Raw genomic sequence first — 25519 nt, 5'->3', positions numbered from 1 at the left:
TGCACGCAGGAGTTACCTAGGATGGTGACATGAGCGGTGACATGAGGTCGGTACCAGTCCCCTGCCGCACCGTGGACCACGAGCTGAGCCGCCGACGGACACTGCGTGCCCTCGCGCGCGGGGAGATCAGCCGGAAAAGTGTCTGCGACGCAGGTCGTGAGGTCCTGGCCAGTGCCGAGGTGCTGGGTGTGAACACCGGCCGGGCATGCCCGGTGTGCGGCGACGACCTGCGGGAAACTCAGTGGATCCACGGAACGGCGATGGGGGAAAAGTCAGGGACAGCGCGTAGTCTCTCGGAGGTGAGACAGCTCCTGTCCACCCTCGGGACGGATGAGGAACTCACGGTGCACACCGTGGAGGTCTGCCTGCGGTGCGGGTGGAACCATCTGATCCGCGAAGAGGGCTACCGGGGTGTTGTCGGTAGTATTCTGCCAGAATCCGGGTCCGCGACGGGGCCCGGCCGTCGACGGGAAGACCAGCTAGGTGAGTAACGAGAACAGCTCGAACGAGGGCGCTAACCGGACGCCGGGAGACGGCGGGGACAACCTGCGTATCCGCACGCGACGTCGCCGGCCGCCGTGGCGCCGGGTCATCACGACGGTCTGCTCGGTCATCGCCGTCCTCATCATCGTCCCGCTCGTCGCCTTCTTCGCCGCCTACGCGGTGACCAAGGTGCCGCAGCCGGAGGAGCTGCAGAACAACCAGATCTCCAATATCTACGCCGCGGACGGCACCAGTGAGATCGCCCGCATCGTGCCTCCCGAGGGCAACCGCCAGAACATCAGCATCAGTGAGGTTCCCGAGCACGTGCGCAGTGCCGTCCTCTCCGCCGAGGACCGGGACTTCTACTCCAACAGCGGCTTCTCCGTCACCGGTTTCGGTCGTGCCGCGCTCGGTCAGCTGACGGGGAACTCCTCCGCCGGCGGCGGTTCGACGATCACCCAGCAGTACGTGAAGAACGCTGTCGTCGGTGACGAACGCTCCCTGGTCCGCAAGGGCAAGGAGCTGGTGATCTCCGCGAAGATGACCCGTGAATGGTCCAAGGACCAGATCCTCGAGGCCTACCTGAACACGATCTACTTCGGCCGCAACGCCTACGGCATCGACGCCGCGGCCAAGGCGTACTTCAACAAGCCGGTGAAGGACCTCACTGTCGAGGAGGGGGCGGTGCTCGCGGCGTCGATCCAGCGGCCCAGCCAGCTCGACCCGTGGACCAACCGTCCGGAGGCGGAGGAACGCTGGAACTACGTCATGGACGGCATGGTCGGGCTCGGCGCGATCACCCCGGAGCAGCGCGCCGCCGCCGTGTACCCGGAGACGGTGGACCCGGCGACGACCGCGGAATCCTCGTTCGCCGAAGGCACCAACGGTCTGATCCGCACCCAGGTGCTCAATGAGCTCGCCGCGAACGGCATCTCCGAGGACGCCGTCAACACCGGCGGCCTGAAGATCACCACCACGATCGACTGGAACAAACAGCAGGACATGGTGGACTCGGTCCACGCCAAACTGGACTCCTACGATGACACCGTCCGCGCCGCCGGGGTGGCCGTGAACCCGAAGACGGGCGGCATCGAGGCCTACTACGGCGGCGACGACCCCAACGGTTACGACTGGGCCAACGCGGGCCTGCAGACCGGTTCGACGTTCAAGATCATCACCCTGGCCGCGGCCGTGGAGCAGGGCATCCCCACCAGTGCGCTCTACGACTCCTCACCGGTGGTCTCCGGGGACAATACCGTCACCAACGACTCCGGTGAGACCTGCGGCACGTGTTCGCTGGCCCAGGCCCTGAAGATGTCCCTGAACACCTCTTTCATCCGCCTGACACAGAGTCTCAACAACGGGCCGCAGGATGTCGCCGACATGGCCCACCGCCTCGGTGTGGCCACCTCGATCCCGGGCATCGACAAGACCCTCACCGAGAACGGCGGGGTCCCCTACGAGGGCATCACGCTGGGCCAGTACCAGTCCCGTCCGCTGGACATGGCCTCCGTCCTGGCGACCCTGTCCAACCAGGGAAAGTACTTCCCGGCCCACTTCGTGCAGAAGGTCGAGACGCAGTCCGGCGAAGTCCTGCTGGACAACTCCGGTATGCAGCCGACCCAGGTCATCAGCCCGGAGACCGCGGACGCCGTCATCGCCGCGATGGCGCCGATCGCCGCCTACTCCAACGGGCACTCTCTCGCCGGCGGTCGGGTGTCGGCGGCGAAGACCGGTACCTCCCAGCTGGGTGACACCGGTGCCAACAAGGACGCCTGGATGATCGGGTCCACCCCCCAGCTCGCCACCGCGGTGTGGATGGGCAACGTGGACGGTCAGCCGCTGGTCGACCTGACCTACGGCGGCCCGATGTACGGGTCCCGGTCACCGGCGGACATCTGGAAGAACTTCATGGACGCCGCGCTCGCCGATGACCCGGTGGAGTACTTCGGTGGTGAGTCCGGCTCCGCGTCTGCTGCGGCCGCGGGATCTGCCGGGTCCTCCGGGTCCGGGTACTCCTCCGGCTACGGCACGGGGGGTTCCACCTCCACGGGCGGCGGTGGCGGTGGCGGTGACTCCACGACGGACGACGGCGGCCAGGAGGCTCCGGCCCCCGATCCGGGCGGTACCGGTGGTGGCGGAACCGGTCAGCTGCCGGACGTCGGCGCGATCATCGACGACCTGCTCAACGGCCGGTAGCGGGGGCCGGGACGTGTCTGACGTCGGCGTCATAGTCACGATGGTCAGCGTGGGCATCGGGTTCGTCCTCTTCGGGGCGTCCTTCAAGGGGTTCATGGACAGGCGGGGGCCGAAGGTGGTGTGGGGCCTGTTCACCGCGGCGGTTGTCTTCATCACGCTGGTGCCCGTGGGGATTGCGGTGTTCTGGGCCGCGTAGCGTATGCTGGACCGGTTGCTGACGCAACGAACCCTCCTGCCGTGCCCAACAGGGGTACGGCCGAAACACTAGACCACAGGAGGTGATGAGGTCCGTGCGTCAATACGAGATGATGATCATCATCGACCCGTCCCAGGATGAACGCACCGTTGCCCCGTCGCTGGACAAGTTCCTCGAGACGGTCCGCAAGGAAAACGGTACGGTTGACAACGTCGACATCTGGGGCAAGCGTCGCCTGGAGTACCCGATCAACAAGCAGGCCGAGGGCATCTACGCCGTCGTCGACCTGCACTGTGAGTCGGCCACCGTCCAGGAGCTCGACCGTCTGCTGAACCTGAACGACACGATCATGCGCACCAAGGTTCTGCGCAAGGACGCCCACTAGGGCTCCTCACGGCACAGGACTGCAGGGCCTCCGGGTCCCGCACCCCCACCACCGTCAGTAGAGACCGGGCAGAGAGCCGGCAGAAGACATAGGGAGAGACCACATGGCACAGGGAGACACCCCGATCACTGTGGTCGGCAACCTCGTTGCCGACCCGGAACTCCGTTACACGCCCAGCGGGGCTGCCGTGGCGAACTTCCGTGTCGCGTCCACACCCCGACGTTTCGACTCCCAGTCGAACCAGTGGGTCGACGGCGAGGCTCTCTTCCTCACCTGCAACGTGTGGCGTCAGGCAGCCGAGAATGTCGCGAACTCGCTCACCAAGGGTGACCGGGTCATCGTGACCGGCCGTCTGCGCCAGCGCAGCTTCGACACCCGCGAGGGCGAGAAGCGGACCGTGTTCGAGGTGGAGGTCGACGAGGTCGGCCCGTCCCTGCGGTACGCGACCGCGCAGGTCGCCAAGACTCCCCGGCAGGGTGGTCAGGGCGGCTGGAGCGGTGGTCAGCAGGGCGGTGGTGGCCAGGGCGGGTACTCCGGTGGACCGCAGGGTAACGCGGGCCAGGGATTCGGCGGAGGCTACCAGGGCGGCAACGCCGGTGGTGGCCAGGGTGGTTCCGGCAACCAGAGCCGGCCCTCCGCTCCGCGCGGCAACCAGGGCGGATTCGGCGGGCGTAACGCCTCCACCGATGACGACCCGTGGAATTCCGCTCCCCAGCAGTCCGGGTTCGACGGTGGCGAGGAGCCCCCGTTCTGATCTGCCGTGTGACCGTTCCCCAGCAGAAACACCCCCAGAAGTCCCAGCACAACGAAAGGCACCGGATCAATGAAGCTGATCCTCACCGCTGCCGTTGACAACCTCGGTGTCCCGGGCGACATCGTCGAGGTCAAGGCCGGCTACGGCCGTAACTACCTGCTCCCCCGTGGCCTGGCGATCACCGCCACCAAGGGTGCCGAGGCACAGGTCGAGAACATCCGTCGGGCCCAGGCTGACAAGGTCATCCGTGACCTTGACCACGCTCACGAGGTCAAGAAGGAGATCGACCACCTTCAGGGTGTGACCGTCAAGGTCCGCACCTCTGAGAAGGGTAAGCTCTTCGGCTCCATCAACGCCGCGGACATCGCCGCCGCCGTCAAGGAGGCGGGTGGACACGAGCTTGACAAGCGGTCCATCCTCCTCGACCAGGGCGACATCAAGGCCACCGGCTCCTACAACGTCGACGTGAAGCTGCACCCGCAGGTCGTCGCGTCCCTCAACTTCAAGGTCGTCGCCAAGTAACTGGCGTCGCCCCGTCAACCGCCTTCCGGGCGGAGCACTGACAGTGCTCCGTCACACCTACGACGGCCCCGGCCCAGACACCCGGGGTGTGCCGGCCCAGACACCCGGCCCCGTCGACTGCCGTGAACCCGGCCAGGCGATCCGAAGAACATACTTCAGACAACAGCACACCGCACGGACCTTTCCGGCCATCGGCCGGGACAGGTCCGTGTGGTGTCTCCGGACGCTTTTCGGCGGGGGTTTCCGGTCAGATGACCCACCTCCGGGACCGTTGTGGACAACGTGCGCACCACCGGGTGAATAGCATGTGCATAGTATGCGCATATTCGACCTGCGTCGATATAAACAGATACAGTCCTACCTGCGGTCGCGCAGGTGAGGAAACAGTTGTCCACCCGGCATTTCCATGCACTCCCCAGGTTGTCATCGCTCTGACCTGCGTTAACAAGGGTCACCTGGCTCTCGCGGCCGAAGTTGTCCACAGTTTGTCCACAACGCGACCTGCACTGATCGTCGATATGCACTGAATGTCCACAAGTTGTCCACAATTCCCTGTGGACAACTCTGTGCACGACCGGCTGTCTGACCTCCGCCGGGAGTGGTGGACGGCAGACCCTCGGCCGGCGTGACCGACTTGGGACGGGGCGTGAACCCGGTCTACAGTGGGCCCATGAGTGCACAGGACAATGCGGTGTCAGGGGAGCCGTTCGGGAGTTCCGGTGTGCCGGGGGAGAATTTCGCGGCAGACCAGGGTGGTGTACCCCTGCCTCCCGAGCCCTCCGCATGGGACGAGGGTCCCACTTCGGCGCCCTTCCCGGGCGGCGGCAACGGTGACGGACGTCGCCGGGGTGGCAGGGGAGGCCGGGGAGACGGTCGGGGCAGGCCCGGCGACGGGCCCGGATTCACCGGACTCGGGGAACCGATGCGCCAGATGCCGCAGAATGTGGAGGCCGAACAGGGCGTCCTCGGCGGCATGATGCTGAGCAAGGACGCCATCGCCGATGTCGTCGAGAGGCTCAAACCGGACGACTTCTACCGCCCGGCCCACCGGACCATCTACGACACCATGCTCGAGCTCTACGGCGAGGGGATGGAGGTCGACCCTGTCATCCTCGGCGGTCGCCTGGACAACAACGGTCTCATCGATGAAGTCGGCGGGCTGCCCTACCTCCACGAACTGTCGAGCAAGGTCCCGACCGCGGCGAATGCCGGCTACTATGCGGACCTTGTCGCGGAGAAGGCGGTGCTGCGTCGGCTGGTCAGCGCGGGTACGCGCATCGTCCAGTACGGGTACTCGGGACTGGAGGGCGCGGAACTCGAGAGCGTCGTCGACCGTGCCCAGCAGGAGATGTTCAACATCACCAACGAGTCCTCCAGTGAGGACTACATGGTGCTGGCCGACCTCCTGGAGTCGACGATGGACGAGCTTGACGACCTCTCCGCCGGCGCCGGGGGTGAAGGTGGCGTCATGTCGGGATTCCGTGACCTCGACGAACTCACCAACGGATTCCGTGGCGGTCAGATGATCATCGTCGCCGCCCGTCCCGGTGTCGGCAAGTCCACCCTGGCGCTGGACTTCATGCGTTCCTGCTCGGTCCAGCAGAACAAGGCGTCCGTGCTGTTCTCCCTGGAGATGAGCAAGTCCGAGGTGATGATGCGCATTTTCTCCGCGGAAGCGTCGGTGCCGCTGGCGGCGATGCGCGGCGGGAAGATGGACGACGCCCAGTGGGACAAGCTCACCCGGAGGGTCACCGAGATCGAGAAGGCGCCGATCTTCATCGACGATTCGCCGAACCTCACGATGACCGAGATCCGGGCGAAGGCCCGGCGGCTGAAGCAGAAGCACGATCTCGGTCTCATTGTCGTGGACTACCTGCAGCTGATGAGCTCAGGCAAGAAGGTCGAGTCCCGTCAGCAGGAGGTCTCGGAGTTCTCACGCCAGCTCAAGCTGCTGGCGAAGGAGGTCGACGTACCCCTCATCGCGATCTCGCAGCTGAACCGTGGTGTCGAGGCACGTGGCGACGACGCCCTGCCGCGGGTGTCGGACCTGCGTGAGTCCGGTTCGCTGGAGCAGGACGCCGACATCGTCATCCTCATCAACCGACCGGACTCCCAGAACCGTGACCACGAGCGTGCCGGCGAGGCGGACCTCATCCTCGCCAAGCACCGTGGTGGTCCCATCGGAACAGTTCGGGTCGCGCACCAGCTGCACTACTCGCGTTTCTCGGAGCTCAGTCCGGGGGCGTGACGGGGGGCCGGGTCAGGCGGTGTCAGCCAGTGCCAACCGGTGCCAGGCTGTCAGTCGGCGTTCTCGAACTGGGCGATGAGACACTCCAGGATCGAGGACAGGTCACGGGCCTGGGTGGGGGAGAGACGGTCGACGAAGAGGCGTCGGACGGTGTCGACGTGTCCGGGGGCGGCTGCGACGGTCGCGGCGAGACCGGCGGGCGTCAGCACGATGAAGGCGCCTCTTCCGTCAGAGTCGCACATCTCCCGGTCCACGAGGTTGCGCTTGCGCATGCGGGTGATCTGGTGGGAGAGGCGGGAGCGGTCCCACTGCAGCTTGTCCGCGAGTGCGGCGATGCGCATGCGTTGCCCGGGGGATTCGGACAGGTTGACCAGGACCTCGTAGTCGGCGATGGAGATGCCGTTGTCCCGGAGCATCTGGCGGGCGAGGTTGGCCTGGATCCGTGTCCCGACCTTCAGCCACCGCCGCCACAACAGCTGCTCCTCCGCGGTGAGCCAGTTTCCTGCGGGGGTGGCCGAAGAGGGTGACGCCGCGGCGGCCGCTGCGGGCGCGGTGAACGTGCCCTGTGCAGGTGAGGCGGATGCGGTAGCGTCGGCTGTGTCCGCAGCTGGGCGGGGGTCGGCGCCGGAAACGTTGCCGGCGTTCCGGTCGGTGGGGCGGTCGATGTCGAGGTCCGGGTCTTTCATACCTCTGATTGAACCACATTCCGGAACTAGATGACATATCAACTACATAACGTGTACAGTGGTCCGTGTCGTCGCGGTCCAGTCTCCGCGGAGACGGACAAGTAACCATCCCCGAAAGGAACTCCACATCATGAGCACTGTCAACGACTTCGCCGGCACCTTCACCATCGATCCGGCCCACACCGAAATCGGCTTCATCGCCCGCCACGCCATGGTCACCAAGGTCCGCGGCGCCTTCAGCTCCTTCACCGGCACGGCCACCACCGGCGAGAACCTGGAGGGTGCCTCGATCAACGTCGAGATCGACGCCGCCTCCGTCGACACCCGCAACGCCGACCGCGACGGTCACGTCCGGTCCGCCGACTTCTTCGACGTGGAGAAGTTCCCGAAGATCACCTTCACCTCCACCGAGGTCAAGGCCAAGGGTGATGACGTGCTCGAGGTCACCGGCGACCTCACCATCAAGGACGTCACGAAGTCGATCACCATCGACTTCGACTTCGACGGTGAAGCCACCGACCCGTGGGGCCAGACCCGCGTCGGTTTCGAGGGCCAGGTCACCATCCAGCGTTCCGACTTCGGTCTGAACTGGAACACCGCCCTGGACGCCGGCGGCGTCCTCGTCTCGGACAAGATCACTCTCAGCTTCGACGTCTCCGCAGTCAAGAACGCCTGACCGGGCGGTACTGGTATCCGGCGCGGTTGTCCTACACCGCGGCGGAACCGGCCCACAGTCCGACTGCCGCGGCGAGCACCGTCACTGACAGTGTCCCCGCCGCGTAGACCATTCCGGCCATTTTCCTGCCGTGTCGCAGCAGGTCCACAGTCTCCACGCTCGCCGTGGAAAATGTGGTGTACCCACCGAGAAAGCCGACCCCGGCCAGTTGTTGCCACTCAGGGGCAAGAATACCGGTGCTGACAAACCCCGTGAGCAATCCCATTAGCAGGGAGCCGCTGGCGTTGATCAGGAATGTTGCCCACGGCAGCCTACCCGCGGAGCCGGGGAACCGTGTCACCACGTGATCTTTGACCACGCCGTCAATGACGAATCTGCAGCTTGCGCCTACACCGCCGGCCAGCGACAATGCGCAGAACAGGATCGGTGTCACCGGGCGTCATCTCCGTCCGTCACCTCGTGATGTGGAGCACTCCGGACGCCTCTGGCTGCTATCATACCTGCGCCTGCGGCCACAATGCCTGAAACGACGGACACGACGGCATAGCTGATTCCGTCGGCTGTCAAACCCTCAGCGGAGAGGCGGGCAGTGTCCGTGGCCAAAGCACTGTAGGTGGTAAAACCCCCCATGACCCCCGTTCCTGCAAAGAGTCTGAAAGCACAGCGTCCTCCGGTGTCGTCACCGAAACGGGGAAGCAGTTCCAGAATGAGACCCAGGAGGAACGCGCCGATGATGTTGATCACGGTGATCAGCCAGGGGATGCCGCTGTAGGGGAACGCGAGCACCAGCCCCTCCCTGACAGCAACTCCTATGGTGCCACCGACCAGGACCAATGCAATGAGTCGAGGTTGCAGATACACAGCTATCCCACCTTCAGATACACGTAATGTACAGACGGTAGGGACTGTTGTCGGGGGTAAATCGCACATGATGCGAACCGAGGTTGGGTACGGCAAGCCCCACTGCCGGTGTCTCCGAGGGAGACACCTCAGAAACTGATCGACATCCTACCTTCATCCTCATCGTCCCGGAAGTCGGACAGAGTCGCGATACTTCGCATCAACAACCTGGTTTAGGAGGCTCTCTTAGCGGAGATCCACACGTCGATTTCCGCGGTGACAGGTTCGACACCCGCGTCGTCGATGAAAGTGACCTTCACCGTGTGCAGTGAGCCGCCGGTCTCCCGGGTGATCGTGGAGAAGTCGGGCAGGTCGAGGGTGGCGGTGACGGTCAGTCCCCCGGTGGACTTCGCCGGGTAGTCCGCCCGCATGCTGCGCGGGATCCACCGGTGGGTGGTCGGAACCGAGGCCTCGCAGACCAGGCCCATCGCCGCCTCGGCACCGTTGAGTGCGGCTATGACGTGGAAGGTCCCGATATGGTTGGTGACACCCCACCACTTTCCGACCCGGACCACAGCACGCCCGGGCTCGACGACCCGCACCCGGGGGCTGACGGTGCGGAAATAGGGGGCCTTGAGGGCATAACCGAGGGAGAACAGACCGCGAAGCGGGGCAGACGAGTTGCACCGTCCCCAGAGTTTCAGCAGGGGAGTGGGCTCGGGGGAGGACGCCTGGGGGATCATGTGCGCAGAGAGTACCTGCCACGTGCTGGTCGTGTCCGGCAAACGGCCGAAACTGGCAGTAAGCTGGACCGAAACCCCTGCGCCAGCGGTACCCCGGGAAGAAGCACGGGAATACCTACGCCGACGCGACTGTTACAGATGATGTAACGACCCCAGACATGGATCTCCGAAAGGACCAGGCATGAGCACCCAGACGATCACCTCCGAGAATTTCAGGGACACCATCGACAAGGACGGGATCGTCCTCCTGGACTTCTGGGCCGACTGGTGCGGCCCCTGCAAGCGTTTCAGCCCGGTGTACGAACAGGTTTCCGAGGAGTACCCCGACCACGTATTCGGCAAGATCGACACCGAGGCCAACCAGGAGCTCGCCGCGGGACTGCAGATCCAGTCCATCCCCACCCTCATGGCCTTCCGTGACGGCATCCTCGTCTACCGCGACGCCGGAGCCCTTCCTCCCAAGGCGTTGAAGGACCTCATCGCCCAGGTCGAGGGTCTGGACATGGACGAGGTACGCCAGAAGGTCGCCGAGCAGCAGGGTGCCCAGGGAGAGTAACTCCCACCCCCGGTGGGCGGTAAGTGTTTATCCTGGACAGCACACATACCCTCCGACCATCGGGAGCTACCATGGCGAATCCTTTTTCCAAGGGCTGGAAGTACCTCATGCAGTCCCTGGACATGAAGATCGATGAGAACGCCGACCCCAAGGTGCAGATCCAGCAGGCTACCGAGGCGGCGAGGAAGCAGCACCAGCAGATCACGGATTCCGCCGCGAAGATCATCGGCAACCGTAACCAGCTGGAGATGCAGCTCGACAGGCTGGTCAAGGACCGTGAGGCTCTGGAGAGCAACACCCGCACCGCGATCAGTCAGGCAGATGCGGCGACCTCCGCCGGTGACACTGCGAAAGCGACGGAGCTGGCGAACACGGCGGAGATCTTCGCCACCCAGCTCGTCACGGTCGAGCAGCAGATCGAACAGACCAAGCAGCTGTACGCACAGGCTGTCCAGGCCGCCGAGCAGGCGAGGCAGCAGCAGGAGCAGTCGGCGACCCGTCTCCAGGAGCAGCTCGCGCAGATCGACCAGCTGCGCGCCCAGGTCGACCAGGCGAAGATGCAGGAGGCGTCCAGCCAGGCCATGCAGTCGATGCAGGGGATCCAGGCGGATGACTCGGTTCCCACGCTCGACGGCGTCCGCGCCCGTATCGAGGCCCGGTACGCCAACGCCCTCGGTGCGCAGGAACTCTTCGAGAACAGTGCGGCCAGCCGGATGGCGGAGATCGAGCAGTCCGGCCGTGATTCTGCCGCCGCCAGCCGGCTGGAGCAGATCCGCGCGGAGATGGCGGGGACCGTAGAATCCGCGGCGCCCGGCCGGTCCGCCGTGACAGGGGGAGATGCCCGGGCTGCCGTTGAGGCGGCGCCGGAGACAACGGGTCCCGGTGTCGTCGACGCTGAGGCGGAGGACGCCGCGGGTGAGGACGCGCCGGGTGCGGACACCCCGGCCACGGACGCTCCGGGGGAGAAGACCACCCGCTGACCACCCCACCGGGAGAACTGTCGCCTGAGGGTTTTCCTGAGGGGTCCGCACGGTGTTTCTCGGCGTTCACCTGTGTTTCGGCGTCCCGGTGCAGGTGAGTGGCAGGTGTGCCACCACGGCAGCCGGCTTTCCACAGTTCTGCACCTGTTAACCTGCGGTTTCACTGTCGTCGTCCGATTTGTGCACCCCCGGACGGGTGTTATACTGGATGCCCGTGTCTGCCGCTCCGCCCGGCCCGGAGCCGGCACGCCCGGCAGGTTCCCGTGAGTTTCCCGGGGGCCTCCCCACACTGACGCACCGCAGTACACGGTGCCCAGGCCGAGCATGGAAAGCGTGACCCTTCCAGACCATGTCTGAATCTCCCAGTTCTTCTGCGAAGAAAGTATCTATCTCCTCTCCGTCGTCTGCTTCACCGACATCACCGGAGCAGTCCACCACCGCCCGGGACAGGCCCGGTCGCCCGGGACTGCTCATCGGCATCCTCGTGATGGCCGCGTTCGTGATGATCCTCAACGAGACGACCCTGTCCAACGCCCTCCCGGACCTCATGCTGGAGTTCGAGGTCGGCGCGGACACCGCCCAGTGGCTCACCACCGCGTTCATGCTGACGATGGCGGTTGTCATCCCGATGACCGGTTACCTCATGGCCCGAGTACCCGGACGGGTGTTGTTCATCGTCGCCGTCGGACTGTTCACCGTCGGAAGTGTTATCGCCACCGTTGCTCCGGTGTTCGGTCTGCTGCTGCTCGCCAGAGTTGTTCAGGCGGCCGGTACCGCACTGGTCATGCCCATGCTGATGACCACCATTATGGTGCTAGTCCCGGTCGAGCGCCGCGGAGCGATGATGGGGCTTGTCGGCATTGTCATGGCGGTGGGACCTGCTGTGGGGCCGACCTATGCCGGAGTTGTCCTGGAGATCGCCGACTGGCGGTGGATCTTCGGGACGATGATCCTGCTGGGGGTGGTAGTCCTGGTCATCGGCGGACTGCAGATGCGTTCCTTCCAGCCGACGTCCCGCCCCCCGTTCGACATCCCCTCCGCCGTGCTGTCAGCAGTCGGCTTCGCCGCGACCATCTACGGCCTGTCGAAACTGTCCGAGCTGGCCGACGGGTTCCCTACCCAGTCGGTGGTGTTCCTTATTGTGGGCGCAGTGGTACTCACCGTGTTCTTCCGTCGCCAGAGTGCTCTGATGGCGGGGGAGGCAGCCGGTGAACCGGTGGTTCCCCTGATGAACACCACACCACTGCGGACCCGGGAGTACGTACTGTCTCTCGCTCTGATGCTGCTGGCGTTCTGCACCCTGTTCGGGTTCATCATCCTCATGCCGATCTTCGCGCAGAGTGTCCTGGGGCTGTCACCGTTGCAGACGGGTCTGGTGACCCTGCCCGGCGGTATCGTCATGGGAGCCCTCGGCCCCGTCGCGGGGCGGATCTACGATGCAAAGGGAACCCGTCCGCTGATCATCCCCGGTGCTGTGGCCCTGGTGGCAGCAATGCTGTTGATGATGACCCTGGACGAGGGGAAGAACGTGTGGTTCCTCATCGGATGCGCACTGCTGCTCAACATCGGCATGGCCTTCCTCATGACTCCGCTGATGTCGAACGCCCTCGCGGCGGTGCCTCTGCACCTGTCGGCGCACGGCTCCTCGATCCTCAACACGCTGCAGCAGCTGGCCGGCGCAGCAGGTACCGCGCTCTTCGTCGCGGTGATGAGCATCGGCGTCTCCCATTCCACCTCGGCTCCACCGTTCGGCCCGATGATCGACGGGGTGCAGATGGCGTTCTGGATGGGCTTCGCGATCGCCGCGGTCGTGCTGGTCATGGCACTGGTGCTGAAGATCGACTCTCCGCGGGGGCGCAGTGAGGTCGTCTCCGACCGCGGGGACGCCACCGCCGCGGTGAAGTAGGGTCCGCCGGCCGCCGGTGCCTTCAGGCCCGGTCGACCAGGGCGCCGAGGTCCACCTCCGCCGGGAGGGTGCCGTACTCCATGCCACGGGTCGTGGGGTCGAGGCGTCCCGCCAGGAATGCGGTGGCCACGGGTGCCGGGGCGTGGGTCAGCAGGACCTGGGCCTGCAGCGTCAGGGCCAGGGCCTCGATGAGCTGCCGTGCGAGCCCCGCCGCCGACCCCGGATCGGAGGACGCCGCCTCCAGCAGGGCGTGCATGCGGCGGAACTGGGCGTCATACCGTTCGTCGGTGCCGAGGGTGGTGGACATCTCGGCGAGGAAGGCCTCGGCGGCCGCCGGCTGCTTCGCCAGGGCGCGCAGCACGTCCAGGGCGATGACGTTGCCGGAGCCCTCCCACACCGCGTTGACCGGGGCTTCGCGCAGGCGGCGGGCCATGGGGAACAGTTCGGTATAGCCGTTGCCGCCGAGACATTCCAGCGACTCGTAGGCGTGGTGGGGACCGCGTTTGCACACCCAGTACTTCGCCACGGCGGTGGCGAGGCGCCGGAAGTCGGCCTCGTGGCCGGTGTCGGGGGCGTCATGGGCGGACGCCAGACGCACGGCCGTCCACGTCGCCGCCTCGCTCTCGAGCTGCAGGTCGGCGATGACGTTGACCATCGCCGGCTGGTCGATGAGGGTGGCGCCGAACGCCGCACGGTGCCGGGCGGACCCCCTGGCGCAGTCCGGCGGCGGAGCCGATGATGCAGTCCAGCCGGGTGCGGTTGACCATCTCGATGATGGTCGGGACGCCGCGGCCCTGCTCGCCGACGAGCCAGCCGACGGTGGCGTCGAGTTCGATCTCGGAGGAGGAGTTCGACCGGTTGCCGAGCTTGTCCTTGAGGCGCTGGACGTAGAAGGGGTTTCGCTCACCGCCGGGGAGGATGCGGGGCACGAGGAAGCAACTCAGGGCGTCCCGGCGGGAGTCCGGGTCGAGGGGGTCGGAGGTCTGGGCGAGGACGAGGAAGGCGTCGGACTGCGGTGCCGAGCAGAACCACTTGTGGCCGGTGAGAGACCAGGTACCGTCGGAGTTGGGGACGGCGCGTGTGGTGTTCGCCCGGACATCCGACCCGCCCTGCTTCTCGGTCATGGCCATACCGAAGATCGCGGACTGTTTGGTCGCCGGGTCCCGGAGTTCGGGGTCGTAGACCGTGGAGAGGAGTTTCGGTTCCCAGAATTCTGCGAGCTCCGGGCTTCTGCGCAGGGCGGGGACCACGGCGTGGGTCATGGACACCGGGCATCCGTGACCTGCCTCGATCTGGCTGACGAGCATGAAGCCGGCGGCACGCAGGACGTTGGCGCCGGGTCCGGGATTCGCCCAGGCGGAGGTGTGGAGTCCCTGGCCCACCGAGTATCCCATGATGCGGTGGTAGGCGGGGTGGAACTCGATGTGGTCGACCCGGTTGCCCCAGCGGTCGTGTGAGTGGTGGACCGGGCTGATCCGGTTGGACAGGTCGGCGTCGTGCTGGTACGAGGCGGTCGCGACCTCGGCGCCGATGCGGGTGAGGGCTGCGTGCGCGGCCGTGGACTCTGCTGCGGTGCCGGCGGCACTGCCGGGGCCGAAGGCGATGACGGCTTCGACGAGGGCGGTGTCGGAGGTGTACTCGTTGACGTCCACCCGGGGGGCGGACTGGTTGACCACCCGGTGGTTCACCCGGGCGGGGCCGGGGCGGGTGCTGGTGTCGGGAAGGAAAGTGGTCATGGTGCTCCCTGTATCGCGTGCGGGCTGTGCGTGCGTGCTGTGAGTGCGGGACGGGTTCCTGTCGGGGGTACTTCCCACGAACAGTGAACTGTGGTTCACTGTGATACAGATTACATCACACAACGAAAGAGAGCCAGACCATGCACCTCTTCGACGTTCTCGAAGCCAGCACCCGACGCCGACCGGACCACCCCGCCGTCGAATGGACAGGGACACCCGCCGCACCGGACACCGGGGACCGGCCCCCGGTCAGGACCATGACCTACCGGGAACTGAAGGACGCCGCGGAACGCGCCGCGACCGTGTTCACGCACCACGGCGTCCTCCCCGGGGACAGGGTCATGGTCATGACCCTCAACGACCCCGGATTCCTCGTCGCCATGTACGGGATCTGGCGCTGCGGAGCCGTCCTCGTCCCCGTGAACCACAAAATGACCCCTCCCGAGATCGCCCACATCGCCGCACACTCCAGGGCCGTACTCGGGGTGGCCAGCGACCGTCTCGCCGACACCGCCCGCCAGGGCGCCCCCGGAGTGGACTGGCTCGTCACCTCCGGCGACCCCGTCAGCGCGCCGGGAAGCTTCGATGACGCCGTCACCGCCGCCGAACCGTGGACCGGGCCGCTCGTCGGGGACACCGACTACGCGCAGGTGCTCTACACCTCCGGATCGACCGGGAGCCCCAAAGGCTGCGTCCTCACCCACCGGGCAGTGAGCGCCATCGCCCCCAACATCTGCTCCAACATGCCCTTCGCCGCCGATGAACGCATGCTCGTGTGCATGCCGGTCTGGCACGCATCACCACTGAACAACTGGACCCTCACCACCCTGTTCGTCGGCGGCACCGTGGTCCTGATGAGAGAATATGACCCCACCCGGTTCCTCGGGGTACTCGAATCAGCGAGGATCACCTCCGTCTTCGGAGCACCGATCGCCTACATCGCCCCCGTGCAGCTCGCGAAAGCCGGCGCGGACAGTGGCACAGGTACACGGCAACCCGGCGACCACGACCTCACGAGCGTACGGATGCTCATATACGGGGCGGCACCCCTGGGGGAGGAGATGGCACGCATGCTCATCACCGCCTACGGGACGGAGAACTTCTACCAGGTCTACGGCATGACCGAGACCGGGCCCGCGGGCTCCGTACTCGTTCCCGCCGACCAGGTACGCAAGGCAGGCTCCATCGGCAGAGGCATGCTGGGGGTGGACCTCAAGGTCGTCGCCGACGACGGTACCGACGTGACCGCCTCCGGAGAAGGAGAGATCTGGATGAGGTGCGACTCCATGATGTCCGTGTACCTGTCCAACCCGGAGGCGACAGCCGAAGCCTTCATGGACGGCTGGTACCGCACCGGGGACGTGGGGAAAGTGGACGTCGACGGCTACATCTACATCGCCGACAGGAAGAAAGACGTCATCATCACCGGCGGTGAGAACGTGTACTCCACCGAGGCGGAGGAGGCGATCAGGGACATGCCGGAGGTCCGGGACGTCGCCGTCGTCGGCAGGATCCACCCCGAGTGGGGAGAGACCGTGGTCGCAGTGGTCGTCACCGACGAGGGACAGCTGCTCAGTGTCGACGAGGTGCGCGCCCACCTGTCCGGAAAGCTCGCGAAGTACAAGATCCCCCGCGAGGTCGTGGTCGCCCGCGGACTGCCGCGCAACCCCTCCGGGAAACTGCTCAAGCACGTTATCCGGGCGGAGGTGAACGCGTGAGGAGCGGGCGGGGTGTGTGAGGCGGGGCGGTCACCGGGTGGGACGGCCACCGGGTGGTCAACTCCCGCGAGTTGGAGAAGTCGGCTGGCTACTGCTGGATCTTCCCGGCCCTGAGCAGCCCGGTGCCGATCCTGCTGACAACGACGAGAATCATCCCCAGCGTGGCGAAGGCCAGGCCGCAGCAAGCAACAGCCAGTGCCCCGTCCGTGTCGAGCGCCATGACCAGACCTGACACCGCTCCCAGAATTCCGATACCCGTGGTCAGCCACCCCATGAACTCAGGGAGCATGAACGGGTCTCGCTTGCGCGGTCCAGCCGGAGTGTCGTGGGCTGGTGTCCAAGGCTGTCCGTTGCTCATATTCCTGTCTCCCTGCTTCCGGTGAGGTGAACTTCTCTGTGGCCCGAGATCTTTCACGGGGAAGGTCTCCTCGCTCCGGCAGCGGGTCACATGACGCTGAATCGCGCGTAACCCTACCGGCGGCGCGCGACACCTCCGCTCACTGTTCGAATCAGGGACGGGACCCGGGGCACGGGAGCTGGCCGCCAGGAGGCGGAAGATCAAGACGGCAGGAAAAGACGGGGGAACAACAGGGCGCGAGCCCCGGGCGCAGCAGGCAGCGCCGGAATACGGGACGCCTGGTGCGGCCGTGCCACCGACTGGCCGAGGTGCACCCGACCGTGTGCCGGCCCCCGCACCCGCCGCGGGTAGTCTCGACGGCACTGTGTTCCGACGACCACGGCGTCCTGATCCTCGGGGCGTTTCGGGACCCCGTACGCGAACGGAGACCACTCATGAGTGACCTCGAACTCAACCCGCTGTTCGCCCGTGCCGATGAAGTGACCAGCTTCCCGCGTCACCGTATTCCGGAGGTCGGCAGTCTTCCGGAGACCGCCTACCAGCTGATACATGACGAAGCGATGCTCGACGGCAACGCCCGGATGAACCTCGCCACCTTCGTCGGCACATGGATGGACGACTATGCGGACCGGCTGTACAGCGAGGCCTTCGACAAGAACATGATCGACAAGGACGAGTACCCCGCCACGGCGGAGATCGAGGACCGCTGCTGGCGGATGATCGCCAGGTTGTGGAACGCTCCCGATCTGGACCACACCTTGGGGACCTCCACCGTCGGCTCCTCGGAGGCGTGCATGCTCGGTGGCCTGGCGCTGAAGCGACGCTGGCAGCACGGGCGCCGGGAGGCGGGGAAATCCACCGAGCGGCCGAATATCGTGCTCTCCTCGGCAGTGCAGGTGTGCTGGGAGAAATTCTGCAACTACTTCGAGGTCGAGCCGCGGTACGTGCCGGTCAGCGAGGAACACCGTGTACTCGACGGTCATGACCTGGACAGTTACGTCGACGAGAACACCATCGGGGTGGTCGTGATCATGGGGGTGACCTACACCGGCATGTATGAGCCGGTGGCGGAGATCGCCGAGGCACTCGACGAGATCCAGTCCCGTCGTGGCCTGGACATCCGGATTCACGTGGACGCCGCATCCGGCGGGATGATCGCCCCGTTCCTCCAGCCGGATCTGGAGTGGGACTTCCGGCTGCCTCGGGTGGCCTCCATCAACACCTCGGGGCACAAGTACGGGCTGGTCTACCCCGGGCTGGGCTGGATCGTGTGGCGTACGCGGGAAGATCTGCCGGAGGACCTGATCTTCCGCGTCAACTACCTCGGCGGGGACATGCCGACCCTTGCACTGAACTTCTCGCGCCCGGGTGCGCAGGTACTGCTGCAGTACTACCTGTTCCTGCAGCTGGGAATGGATGGTTACCGGCGGGTGCAGGGAGCCACCATGGACGTTGCCAGGTACCTGGCCGGCGAGATCGGGAAAATGCCGGACTTCGAGTTGTGGAGTGACGACCCGGACATACCGGTGTTCGCGTGGCGGCTGGCGGGGGAGGACGCCAGGACCGGTGGCGGCGCGCGCCGGGAGCGGAAGTGGACGCTCTACGACCTGTCCGACCGGCTGCGTATGCACGGCTGGCAGGTGCCGGCCTATCCGATGCCCGACAACCTCAGTGACATGACGGTGCAGCGCATCGTGGTACGCAACGGGATGAGCAATGACCTGGCCACGCTCTTCGTCAGAGACCTGCGCACCTGCGTGCACTATCTTGACGGGTTGGACGCCCCGCTGCCGTCCTCTGCCGTGGGCGGACACGGGACGGGGTTCCATCACTGAGGGGTGGGGGGCTTTCACGATTGCGGTGGAAGTGAGCTGTGGGATCGCCTCGCAGGGAGGGAGCCGGAACAAGAATTCGAACGGTCTTGCGCAATTGCTCGTTGCTGCAGGCGCCCTGTCCTGTGCGCATGTTTAGCTTGTCGGCATGAATGAAACGGAAACCTTGAGTCTGGACGTGTTCTGGGCCAAGTTTGACCGCAAGACTTCGGGTTCACTGTCCCTGCGGCAGCACCTCACCGACGTGAGTGGAGTGGCACTTCCGGTGGCAAAGCATCTCCTGCCCCCTGCTCGTCTCCGGATGCTCGAGGAACGGTGCGGAGGAGATCTGGGGAAGATCCTCCGGTTCGTGGCGTGGGGTCACGATGTCGGCAAGGCATCCCCCTGGTTCCAGGGGAAGGTGCCCGAGCTGAACGAACGGGTCCTGAATGCCGGCTACCCGGCTATACTCGCCTCTCCCCAGGAAGTTCGCGCGATGGCTCATGGCCTGGTCAGTGCTTATACCGTTGTCGACTGGCTCGCTGCACGGGCGACGAGAAAACCCAGTGTCCGGGTGAAGCGGGCCTGGTTCTCCATCCTCGGTGGACACCACGGTGCCTTCCCCTCCATGGAGAAGAAGCCCGCCCCTCTCATCAATGAACCGGCGGAATGGAAGGACGCCAGGTTCCGGCTCCTTGACCTGGGCGTCCGGCATCTCGGACTGACCCAGGCAGACATCGATACCTTCGCACAACTGTCCTGGGAGATCCCGGACCAGGCAGTGGTCACCGGTCTGCTCGTCGCCGCGGACTGGGTGGGTTCCAGTACGTGGAACTTCCCGTACAGCTGTGATTCCGGCACTGACCAGGAGCGCCGCGCCATTGAAGGTCAGCGCAGGATGAACCTGGGTGGACGGTGGACGCCGTCGCCGGTCGATTCTGAAGCCTTCCAGCAACGTTTCAGTCTCCCCTCGGGTTCGACGATGCGTCCTGTGCAGGAAGCGGTGGTGGAGACGGTCCGAACGATGGACGGTCCGGGTCTGATCCTCGTGGAGGACGCCACCGGCGGAGGGAAGACGGAGGCGGCTCTGATGGCCGCTGACGTGTGGGCCGACCGGCTGGGCATGGACGGCGTCTTCTTCGGACAGCCGACCCGTGTCACCAGCGACGCGATGTTCAATCGGGTACTGACCTGGCTGGAGCACTCCCCGGAGACCGGAGAAGTGTCGACGATCCTCGCCCACGGAAAGTCACAGTTCAACAAGGACTATCTCTCCCTCTTCGGGCAGGGACGACCGACGAACGTCTACAGTTCCGACGGCAGTGACGAAGGGCTGTCTCCGGAAGCGAACGCATGGTTCCGGGGGCGTAAGACCGGACTGCTGGCCTCAGTGGTCATCGGCACCATAGACCAGCTTCTTTTCGCGGCCCTGAAGTCGAAGCATGTGGTGCTCCGGCATCTCGGGCTGTTCGGGAAGGTCGTCATCCTCGACGAGATCCACGCGGCAGATGACTTCATGACCGTCTACCTGACCAGGATCCTGGAATGGCTCGGGGTCTACGGCGTCCCGGTGATCGCACTGTCCGCCACCCTGCCTCCGGCGCGTCGGCAGGAACTGGTGGACGCCTACGCCACAGGCGCCAGCGCATTCGACACCGACCACATCGCGCTGGAGGACTCCAGTGCCTATCCGCGGATCACCTGGGTCACCGGAGCCTCCGCCGGTGTCGTTGTTCCGGCCGCCGGTGACCGGACCCGTCGGACCCGGGTCGAGTTCCTCCCCGGTGACCTGGAGGAGATGGCGGACGCCGTTGCAGCGGCGGCACGTACCGGGGGATGCATCGCCGCGATCTGCAACACGGTCAGCAGAGCGCAACAGCTTTTCGACCTGCTCGACGGGACAGTGGAGAATCTCTCGCTGCTGCACTCCAGATTCCTCACTGATCACCGTGCTGCCCTGGAGGAGGAGCTGGTGACAGCTCTCGGCCGGGATGGTGAGGCGTCACGTCGGCCCGGTCGGGTGGTTATCTCCACCCAGGTCATTGAACAGGGTCTTGACCTCGATTTCGACCTCATGTTCAGCGATGCTGCCCCGGTCGACCTGCTGATTCAGCGGATGGGCCGACTGCACCGGCACGACTTCGCGCCAGGTGTTCGGCCGCAGGACAAGAAGGACGCGAAATTTGTCATCACCGGGTGTTCGGAATTCGGGGACGAGGTCGCACCGGAGTTCCCCCGCGGCATTGAGGCTGTCTACCGGCGGTCCCGTCTGCTCCGGTCCGTGCTCACGCTGAATCGGCACCTGGCGGATTCCGGAGGAGTCGTGGATTCGCCACAGGATGTCGCCGGCCTGGTAGCCACCGCGTACTCGGAGAATCTTGTTCCTCCGGTGACGTGGGACGAGGTGTGGTCAGGGGCGGAACGGCGTGAAGAGGAGTTCCGGGCCGGGCAACGGCAGAAAGCGGAGCAGTTCCGTCTGCCTCAGGCAGACAACGGGAATCTGTCCACCTGGAACGTGGCAGCGACCAGTGACGCAGAGATCGAGGGCCTTGCCCAGGTCAGGGATGCTGACGACAGTGTCGAGGTTGTGGTGGCCCAGCGTGTTGACGGTCGGATTGTCGCTCTTCCCCATGTCCGTGAGCTGGCAGGGGTATTCCTCGACGAGCTTGTGGGGATCGATGACGGGTACGCCCGCCGACTGGCCCAGTGCACAGTCCGACTGCCGGCGTGGGTGATGCGCACCGATGCTCAGTTCGATGAGCTGGAGAAGGACGGACAGGAGTCCTGGCAGAGTTCACCGTGGTTGAAGGGGGTTCTCCCCCTGGTCCTTGACGAGTCCGGTGAGAAGCGCGTCGGGGACTGGCTGCTGCGGTACGACGACCGTCTCGGGTTGCTCTGTGAGCGGGTGAAGGGTTGATCCCCTGTCCTGGAGGCACTGTTAACCTCGGTGCAGACTGCCCCAGGTCCCCGCGTGAGTGGGGATGACCCGGTGTCATTGTCAGGGCAGTCGTGATCCCCGCCTAGGCGGGGACTGTCGCCGTCTCCTGCCTCTGCCGGTCATCTGCCAGAGAGCTCGCAGGGGGCGGCGTCATGCATCCGGGTGTTCGACAGGAGGGGGAACTCCACGGATGCCGTCCGGCAGGGCTGCTATACCTACCGGAAGAGGTTAGGGGGTGGCAATCAACTACCCCTGGTGGCAGGCATCTCGATTTGACGCTACCTTACAGACAATGACACGTTAGGTTTAAGAGAGGGTGGATGGTGGAACACTACAACCTCCTGGATGAGGCCTGGATCGATGTCGTCGATCATCAGGGCGTCGAGTCCAGGGTCGGCATCCGGGTACTGCTGCGGGATGCGTCCGACTACCGGGCGTTCGCCGCGCCTCTGGGTACCGTGAATTTTGCGGTTCTCCGCATGGTGGAGGCGATCCTGTACCGGGCGTGGGACAGCAGGAAGTGGCGCAACCTCGACAATGCGCTCGAACACTGGCAGGAGAAGTGGGACCAGGGCACTCTGCTCGACGACGCCGTCGCCGGATACCTCGATCAGTGGCAGGACAGGTTCGACATCCGGGACGCGGAGCATCCTTTCTTCCAGGTGGCCGGCCTGCATACGTCGAAAGGGGAGTGGAAGTCCCTGGACATCCTCTTCCCGGACGTCGGGGATACCGGCGATCTCTACACGATGCGCTCCGGACTGGCTTCTGTCGATGCGGCTGAAGCCGCCCAGATGCTGGTCCACTGCATGGCTTTCGATTTCTCCGGCATCAAGTCCGGTGCTGTCGGAGATGACCGGGTCAAAGGCGGCAGAGGCTATCCGATCGGGATCGGCTGGTGCGGCTGGCTTGGCGGCACAATGGTGGAGGGAAGAGATCTCCGCGAGACACTCCTGCTCAACTACGTGCCGAACCGGGAACAGGCGGGAACCGAGGACCAGCCGCTCTGGGAGATCGACGGGGTTGGTCCCGGCCCCCGTGACGATCCCCGCTACCGGATTGAACCGCAGACCGAGAACGGGACAACCGGACCGGTGGAACTGCTGACATGGCCGCAGCGTCGTCTGTTGCTGCGGTGGGAGGAGGACGCCGTGACCGGCGTCCTCATCACCAACGGCGATCCGGTCGGCTACACCACCAAGCGAGGTATCGAGACGATGACCCCGTGGAGGTTCAGCGAGCCACAGTCCAGGAAGGCGAAGGTGATCAGGTACATGCCGCAGACTCTGGACGCCGGCCGCACCATGTGGCGGTCGCTGGGCGGGATTCTTCCCAACAATGATGTACCGCAGACCACTTTCAAGGTTGACGGAACAAAGGTCGATGTGGACAAGTCGATCCCCGCCGGAAATGTCCGATGGGTGGGCCAACTGGTCGGTGCGGAGGTTCTCCCCGATGACCGGGACATCCGGATCCGCATGGTCTCCATGGAGTACGGCCCTCAGCAGTCGAGCTTCGCCGGCATCGTCGAAGACGCGATCACCGTGCAGTCGCCGATGCTCGCGCTGGACAACGACCAGCTCCGGGCTACCGCGCGCCGGGCCGTCGAGTTCGCGGACGGCGCAGCCAGATGCCTGTGGATGTTCGCCAGGAACATTGCGTTTGCCGTGTCCGGGAACCAGGATGACGCGGACACCGACCGGATACAGGCGGAGTTCTACACCCGGGTGGACGCCGAATTCCGCGTCTGGCTCCGTCGCCTCGGCCCGGACACGGACAGGGACGCTGCCCTCTCCGGCTGGGCCGGGAAAACCCGCTCCACGGCGACAGACCTGGCCAATGACCTGTTGACGGCTCAGGGTCCTGCTGTCTGGGCGGGACGCTGGGACGGCACCCGTCGGGTGACCGGAGCTGTAGCGGTTGACTGGCTGCGGAAGAACCTCAATGACTGCCTCGGGAAAGAACCCCGCAGGAACACGGAGAACGGAGAGAACGCATGACGGGACAGACAACGTCATCGACGGGTAAGGCGACGGAACTCGCCAGATACGTCGTGGGAAAGGTCGAGCGGATCCAGGCCGGTCTTGTCGACCAGCAGTCCTCTGCGGCGAAAGCGACGGCGGCGAGACTTCGTAGGGCCCTGACCAGACCGGCAGGATCGGTCCCTGAGGTCTGGGAGATCACCCTCGGCGGGCTTCCGGAGAACCTCATCGGACACGGTGATGTGCCGAGTCCTGCGGAACAGGCGGCGCACACCGCACTCTGCCTTTTCGCTGTCCACCAGCAGTCCCGGAGCGAGCGGATGCACCAGTCCGGGTGGGGCCTCGGACGGTCGCTCCGGATCCTGCACCAGCGGACCGGGGGCTCCGATGCCCTGGACAGTGGGCCGTTGATCCGGCGCTTCAATGCACTGAGCACTGCAGATTCGCTCGAGGAGATGCTCTGGCACCTCCGCGGTCTTATCACCCAGCTCCGGGCGGAGGGGATTCCCCTGGACTACGGCCGACTGGTCCGGGACCTCTACAGCTATCCGGTGCCCGAGTACCGGGACACTGTCCGGCTGCGGTGGGGACGCGACTTCTACACCTACCGACCCGAGGCCCCCGGGGCCTCCGATGCCACCGACAACAACCCATCCTCCGAAAACTGACATACGTAAGGAAACAGACCCATGACGACCTACCTTGACCTCCACATTCTCCAGCTCGTCCCTCCGTCCTGCATCAACCGCGACGACACCGGATCACCGAAGAGCGCCCGGTTCGGTGGCGTCGAACGGCACCGCGTCTCCAGCCAGGCCTGGAAGCGGGCAGCCCGTAAGGGGTTCGCCGATCTGCTCGACGCAGAACAGCTCGGCGAGCGGACGAAGTACGGTGCGCTCCGTGTCGCCGAGAAGCTCCGGGGACTGCGTCCGGAGCTCTCCGAGGAAGAGGCGCTGGAGTTCGCGGGTGAGGTTCTCAAGGCCGCCGGTATCACCATGGACAGGAAGCACACCGACCAGACCTCCTACCTGGTTTTCCTGTCCCGCCAGGAGATCGAGCGTTTCGCCGAACTGGCGGCCGGTCTCGCGGACGGCAACGAGAAGCTGTCGAAGAAGGACGCCCGTGCAGCACTGGTGGGAACCACCGCTGTGGATATCGCTTTGTTCGGTCGGATGCTCGCGGACGCCCCCGAGCTGAACGTCGACGCTGCCTGCCAGGTGGAGCACGCCCTGAGTGTCCACAAGGCGACCACGGAGTTCGACTACTTCACCGCTGTCGACGACAACGCGCCGGAGGACAATGCCGGCGCCGGCATGATCGGGACCGTGGAATTCGTCTCTTCCACCCTCTACCGGTACGCCACCGTCGACATTGACACGTTGGCTGCGAACCTCGGCGACCGTACCGCTGCCGCTCAGGCGGTAGAGGCATTCATCCAGGCATTCAGCCTGTCCATGCCGACCGGTAAGCAGAACACTTTCGCCAACCGGACGCGCCCGGACTTCATCCTCGCGGAGGTCCGTACCGATCAGCCCGTGTCCCTGGTGAATGCCTTCGAGAAGCCGGTCGCCAACGACGGCACGGCACTTGCCTCCGCAGCAGTTGAGCTCGCCAGGTACGCCGTTGACGGAGACCGCGATTTCGGAACAAAGCCGGCAACGTCCCTGTTCCTCGTGAACGAGCGGGCATCAACCCCTGAACTGCTGTCTGCGCTGGACGGACGTTCCACCGCAGCATCCTTCCCCGATCTGATCAGCGCAGTCGGCGCAGCTGTCAGCGAAGAGTCCGGCAAGTAGGCGGAG

Annotated in this window: 22 protein-coding genes and 1 pseudogene; 17 read left to right on the top strand and 6 right to left on the bottom strand. The window is 65.4% G+C overall.

Going from position 1 to position 25519, the window contains the following annotated elements; genetic code table 11:
* The first annotated feature begins 29 nt into the window (after positions 1–29).
* The 7 genes from BN3906_RS08490 (at position 30) to dnaB (ending at position 6787) form a co-directional block, all read left to right on the top strand.
* Positions 30–491 (top strand): DUF5318 family protein, encoded by a 462-nt coding sequence (locus BN3906_RS08490; protein ID WP_066587137.1) that lies wholly within the window; start codon positions 30–32, stop codon positions 489–491.
* The gene (locus BN3906_RS08485) at positions 484–2682 is read left to right on the top strand and encodes a transglycosylase domain-containing protein (RefSeq protein ID WP_066587134.1); all 2199 of its coding nucleotides are present in this window, start codon (positions 484–486) and stop codon (positions 2680–2682) included. The genes BN3906_RS08490 and BN3906_RS08485 overlap by 8 nt, the downstream gene beginning before the upstream one ends.
* Before the next feature lie 13 nt (positions 2683–2695).
* On the top strand, positions 2696–2878 hold the full coding sequence (locus BN3906_RS08480) for a hypothetical protein (RefSeq protein WP_066587131.1): 183 nt from the start codon (positions 2696–2698) through the stop codon (positions 2876–2878).
* A gap of 85 nt (positions 2879–2963) precedes the next feature.
* A complete protein-coding gene (gene rpsF / locus BN3906_RS08475; protein WP_174217133.1) occupies positions 2964–3263 on the top strand; it encodes a 30S ribosomal protein S6 in 300 nt (99 codons plus the stop codon).
* 103 nt (positions 3264–3366) lie between these two features.
* On the top strand, positions 3367–4017 hold the full coding sequence (locus BN3906_RS08470; protein ID WP_066587129.1) for a single-stranded DNA-binding protein: 651 nt from the start codon (positions 3367–3369) through the stop codon (positions 4015–4017).
* Between the two features lie 69 nt (positions 4018–4086).
* The gene (gene rplI, locus BN3906_RS08465) at positions 4087–4539 is read left to right on the top strand and encodes a 50S ribosomal protein L9 (protein WP_066587126.1); all 453 of its coding nucleotides are present in this window, start codon (positions 4087–4089) and stop codon (positions 4537–4539) included.
* Positions 4540–5209: 670 nt separating this feature from the next.
* A complete protein-coding gene (gene dnaB, locus BN3906_RS08460) occupies positions 5210–6787 on the top strand; it encodes a replicative DNA helicase (protein WP_066587124.1) in 1578 nt (525 codons plus the stop codon).
* Positions 6788–6837: 50 nt separating this feature from the next.
* On the opposite strand, the gene BN3906_RS08455 is transcribed toward dnaB, so the two are convergent.
* Positions 6838–7473 carry a MarR family winged helix-turn-helix transcriptional regulator gene (locus BN3906_RS08455; RefSeq protein WP_078057305.1) on the bottom strand — a complete coding sequence of 212 codons (636 nt, stop codon included), beginning with the start codon at positions 7471–7473 and terminating at the stop codon, positions 6838–6840.
* A gap of 130 nt (positions 7474–7603) precedes the next feature.
* On the opposite strand from BN3906_RS08455, the gene BN3906_RS08450 reads away from it, so the two are divergent.
* Positions 7604–8149, top strand: coding sequence for a YceI family protein (locus BN3906_RS08450; RefSeq protein WP_066587121.1), 546 nt, complete (start codon positions 7604–7606; stop codon positions 8147–8149).
* A 31-nt stretch (positions 8150–8180) separates the two neighbouring features.
* On the opposite strand, the gene BN3906_RS08445 is transcribed toward BN3906_RS08450, so the two are convergent.
* The 3 genes from BN3906_RS08445 to BN3906_RS08435 all read right to left on the bottom strand — a co-directional run bounded on the left by BN3906_RS08445 (position 8181) and on the right by BN3906_RS08435 (position 9732).
* Positions 8181–8582: a fluoride efflux transporter FluC gene (locus BN3906_RS08445; RefSeq protein WP_066587118.1), complete on the bottom strand. Its 402-nt coding sequence runs from the start codon at positions 8580–8582 to the stop codon at positions 8181–8183.
* A complete protein-coding gene (locus tag BN3906_RS08440) occupies positions 8579–8983 on the bottom strand; it encodes a fluoride efflux transporter FluC (protein ID WP_261796927.1) in 405 nt (134 codons plus the stop codon). Before BN3906_RS08440 ends, BN3906_RS08445 begins: the two co-directional genes overlap by 4 nt.
* A 239-nt stretch (positions 8984–9222) precedes the next feature.
* Positions 9223–9732: a hotdog fold domain-containing protein gene (locus BN3906_RS08435; RefSeq protein ID WP_066587109.1), complete on the bottom strand. Its 510-nt coding sequence runs from the start codon at positions 9730–9732 to the stop codon at positions 9223–9225.
* A gap of 181 nt (positions 9733–9913) precedes the next feature.
* On the opposite strand from BN3906_RS08435, the gene trxA reads away from it, so the two are divergent.
* The 3 genes from trxA to BN3906_RS08420 all read left to right on the top strand — a co-directional run bounded on the left by trxA (position 9914) and on the right by BN3906_RS08420 (position 13174).
* Positions 9914–10288 (top strand): thioredoxin, encoded by a 375-nt coding sequence (gene trxA / locus BN3906_RS08430; protein WP_066587105.1) that lies wholly within the window; start codon positions 9914–9916, stop codon positions 10286–10288.
* 71 nt (positions 10289–10359) lie between these two features.
* Positions 10360–11268 carry a PspA/IM30 family protein gene (locus BN3906_RS08425; RefSeq protein ID WP_066587102.1) on the top strand — a complete coding sequence of 303 codons (909 nt, stop codon included), beginning with the start codon at positions 10360–10362 and terminating at the stop codon, positions 11266–11268.
* A 349-nt stretch (positions 11269–11617) separates the two neighbouring features.
* Positions 11618–13174, top strand: coding sequence for an MDR family MFS transporter (locus BN3906_RS08420; protein ID WP_261796925.1), 1557 nt, complete (start codon positions 11618–11620; stop codon positions 13172–13174).
* 22 nt (positions 13175–13196) lie between these two features.
* Here the strand turns inward: BN3906_RS08420 and BN3906_RS15490 are convergent.
* A pseudogene (locus BN3906_RS15490) lies at positions 13197–14910 on the bottom strand (acyl-CoA dehydrogenase family protein).
* 140 nt (positions 14911–15050) lie between these two features.
* Here BN3906_RS15490 and BN3906_RS08410 point away from each other — a divergent pair.
* Complete coding sequence (locus BN3906_RS08410) at positions 15051–16628, top strand: class I adenylate-forming enzyme family protein (RefSeq protein ID WP_066587100.1); 1578 nt, start codon at positions 15051–15053, stop codon at positions 16626–16628.
* A gap of 88 nt (positions 16629–16716) precedes the next feature.
* Here the strand turns inward: BN3906_RS08410 and BN3906_RS08405 are convergent, their stop codons facing one another.
* Positions 16717–16986 (bottom strand): hypothetical protein, encoded by a 270-nt coding sequence (locus BN3906_RS08405; RefSeq protein WP_222705277.1) that lies wholly within the window; start codon positions 16984–16986, stop codon positions 16717–16719.
* 434 nt (positions 16987–17420) lie between these two features.
* Here BN3906_RS08405 and gad point away from each other — a divergent pair, with 434 nt between their 5' ends.
* From gad to cas7e, 5 genes are all read left to right on the top strand, one after another.
* Positions 17421–18821: a glutamate decarboxylase gene (gad, locus tag BN3906_RS08400; RefSeq protein WP_147592885.1), complete on the top strand. Its 1401-nt coding sequence runs from the start codon at positions 17421–17423 to the stop codon at positions 18819–18821.
* 145 nt (positions 18822–18966) lie between these two features.
* Complete coding sequence (gene cas3, locus BN3906_RS08395; protein WP_261796922.1) at positions 18967–21714, top strand: CRISPR-associated helicase Cas3'; 2748 nt, start codon at positions 18967–18969, stop codon at positions 21712–21714.
* Between the two features lie 341 nt (positions 21715–22055).
* Positions 22056–23735, top strand: coding sequence for a type I-E CRISPR-associated protein Cse1/CasA (gene casA / locus BN3906_RS08390; protein WP_066587087.1), 1680 nt, complete (start codon positions 22056–22058; stop codon positions 23733–23735).
* The gene (gene casB, locus BN3906_RS08385; RefSeq protein ID WP_066587085.1) at positions 23732–24385 is read left to right on the top strand and encodes a type I-E CRISPR-associated protein Cse2/CasB; all 654 of its coding nucleotides are present in this window, start codon (positions 23732–23734) and stop codon (positions 24383–24385) included. The genes casA and casB overlap by 4 nt, the downstream gene beginning before the upstream one ends.
* Positions 24386–24406: 21 nt before the next feature.
* Complete coding sequence (gene cas7e / locus BN3906_RS08380) at positions 24407–25513, top strand: type I-E CRISPR-associated protein Cas7/Cse4/CasC (RefSeq protein ID WP_066587083.1); 1107 nt, start codon at positions 24407–24409, stop codon at positions 25511–25513.
* Positions 25514–25519 lie beyond the last annotated feature (6 nt).

Source organism: Corynebacterium provencense (genome assembly GCA_900049755.1).
Lineage (GTDB): Bacteria > Actinomycetota > Actinomycetes > Mycobacteriales > Mycobacteriaceae > Corynebacterium > Corynebacterium neomassiliense.
The sequence above is the reverse complement of the archived record's forward strand: the minus strand, read 5'-3'. Positions and strand labels throughout refer to the sequence as shown.

Excerpts from the sequence above, each read along its gene's own strand:
- casB (WP_066587085.1), top strand. The coding sequence starts at position 23,732 with ATGACGGGACAGACAACGTCATCGACGGGTAAGGCGACGGAACTCGCC.
- BN3906_RS08425 (WP_066587102.1), top strand. The coding sequence starts at position 10,360 with ATGGCGAATCCTTTTTCCAAGGGCTGGAAGTACCTCATGCAGTCCCTG.
- rplI (WP_066587126.1), top strand. The coding sequence starts at position 4,087 with ATGAAGCTGATCCTCACCGCTGCCGTTGACAACCTCGGTGTCCCGGGC.
- BN3906_RS08405 (WP_222705277.1), bottom strand. The coding sequence starts at position 16,986 with ATGAGCAACGGACAGCCTTGGACACCAGCCCACGACACTCCGGCTGGA.
- BN3906_RS08435 (WP_066587109.1), bottom strand. The coding sequence starts at position 9,732 with ATGATCCCCCAGGCGTCCTCCCCCGAGCCCACTCCCCTGCTGAAACTC.
- dnaB (WP_066587124.1), top strand. The coding sequence starts at position 5,210 with ATGAGTGCACAGGACAATGCGGTGTCAGGGGAGCCGTTCGGGAGTTCC.
- cas7e (WP_066587083.1), top strand. The coding sequence starts at position 24,407 with ATGACGACCTACCTTGACCTCCACATTCTCCAGCTCGTCCCTCCGTCC.
- gad (WP_147592885.1), top strand. The coding sequence starts at position 17,421 with ATGAGTGACCTCGAACTCAACCCGCTGTTCGCCCGTGCCGATGAAGTG.
- trxA (WP_066587105.1), top strand. The coding sequence starts at position 9,914 with ATGAGCACCCAGACGATCACCTCCGAGAATTTCAGGGACACCATCGAC.
- BN3906_RS08450 (WP_066587121.1), top strand. The coding sequence starts at position 7,604 with ATGAGCACTGTCAACGACTTCGCCGGCACCTTCACCATCGATCCGGCC.
- BN3906_RS08410 (WP_066587100.1), top strand. The coding sequence starts at position 15,051 with ATGCACCTCTTCGACGTTCTCGAAGCCAGCACCCGACGCCGACCGGAC.
- casA (WP_066587087.1), top strand. The coding sequence starts at position 22,056 with ATGGTGGAACACTACAACCTCCTGGATGAGGCCTGGATCGATGTCGTC.
- BN3906_RS08420 (WP_261796925.1), top strand. The coding sequence starts at position 11,618 with ATGTCTGAATCTCCCAGTTCTTCTGCGAAGAAAGTATCTATCTCCTCT.
- cas3 (WP_261796922.1), top strand. The coding sequence starts at position 18,967 with ATGAATGAAACGGAAACCTTGAGTCTGGACGTGTTCTGGGCCAAGTTT.
- BN3906_RS08455 (WP_078057305.1), bottom strand. The coding sequence starts at position 7,473 with ATGAAAGACCCGGACCTCGACATCGACCGCCCCACCGACCGGAACGCC.
- BN3906_RS08470 (WP_066587129.1), top strand. The coding sequence starts at position 3,367 with ATGGCACAGGGAGACACCCCGATCACTGTGGTCGGCAACCTCGTTGCC.
- rpsF (WP_174217133.1), top strand. The coding sequence starts at position 2,964 with ATGAGGTCCGTGCGTCAATACGAGATGATGATCATCATCGACCCGTCC.
- BN3906_RS08490 (WP_066587137.1), top strand. The coding sequence starts at position 30 with ATGAGCGGTGACATGAGGTCGGTACCAGTCCCCTGCCGCACCGTGGAC.